Origin of the sequence: Parasphingomonas frigoris, assembly GCF_036663815.1 — a bacterium.
In the GTDB taxonomy this organism is placed as follows: domain Bacteria; phylum Pseudomonadota; class Alphaproteobacteria; order Sphingomonadales; family Sphingomonadaceae; genus Sphingomonas.
Genome location: NZ_JAXOJQ010000100.1, coordinates 1 through 1,036 on the forward strand (window position 1 = coordinate 1; position 1,036 = coordinate 1,036).

The 1,036-nt window shown below is 66.9% G+C and carries 1 protein-coding gene and 1 pseudogene; both read right to left on the reverse strand.

Annotated elements, in window-relative coordinates; translation table 11 throughout:
• Window positions 1-435: iron chelate uptake ABC transporter family permease subunit (locus tag U1872_RS22765; protein ID WP_332795116.1), on the reverse strand; the 435-nt coding region annotated here is incomplete at its 3' end.
• A gap of 159 nt (window positions 436-594) precedes the next feature.
• Window positions 595-1,036 (reverse strand): annotated as a pseudogene (lysK, locus tag U1872_RS22770) (lysine--tRNA ligase); the annotation flags it as partial.

Below are 1,036 nucleotides of genomic sequence, written 5' to 3' on the forward strand. Positions count from 1 at the left end.
GAGACTCGACAGCACCGTGCCCGCGAGGATGAAGGTGATCGCGCTCGGCGACCGCCATGTCAGCGCGGCGAGCAACGCGACCGCGCCGCCTGCACCCAGCATCGCGGCTGCGAAGATCGCGGGGCCGGAGCCCAACCCGAAGACGATCGCCGCGACCGCTGCTAGCGCTGCGACCGATGACACGCCGACAACTGCGGGATCGGCGAGCGGGTTGCGGAGATAGCCCTGCAACACCGCTCCCGAAAGGCCGAGCGTGGCGCCGAGCGCAAGCCCCAGCACTGCACGCGGCAGGCGCAATTCGAGGATGATCCACCAGCGCGGGTCGCTCGAGAACCAGGCGTCGAGCGGTACCCAGACTTTCCCGCAGCCGAGCGAGAGGGCGAACAGGAGGACGACCAGCAGGCCGAGGGCGATGAGTTTGACCGTGCGGGTCATCACAGGTCCACCGCAAGCATACCGAATACCGCCGCCACCCCGGCGAAGGCCGGGGCCCAATTGGAGGACGCGAATGATGGACGCTGCGATCCGTCACTCCAGCTTTCCCAATTGGGCCCCGGCCTCCGCCGGGGTGGATATTTCTTCGAGGGTACGGCCTTACCGCGCCAACGCCTCCGCGATCAGTTTGCGCGAGTTCTCCACCCCGTACAGCGCGATGAAGCTACCCATCCGCGGCCCCTGTTCGGACCCCAGCAACGTCTCGTACAGCGCCTTGAACCAGTCGCGCAGGTTCTCGAACCCGCCGGTCTTGCCGATCTCGTAGACGATGTTCTGGATATCCTCCGCACTTGCCTCCGCCGGCAAGGCTGCGAGTTCCGCATCCAGCCGCTCCAGCGCCGCAACCTCGACACCCTCCGGTGCCCGCCGCTTCAGCGTAGGCGCGACGAAATCGCGGCTATAGGCCAGCGCATAGCCGATCAGCCGGTCGAGCTCCGGGTATTTCTCGGCCGACGCATCGGGCACGTAGTTGGCGAGGTAGCCCCAGACCTGCTCCTTGCTCGCATCGCCCATCACCCCGACGAGGTTGAGCAACAGCCCG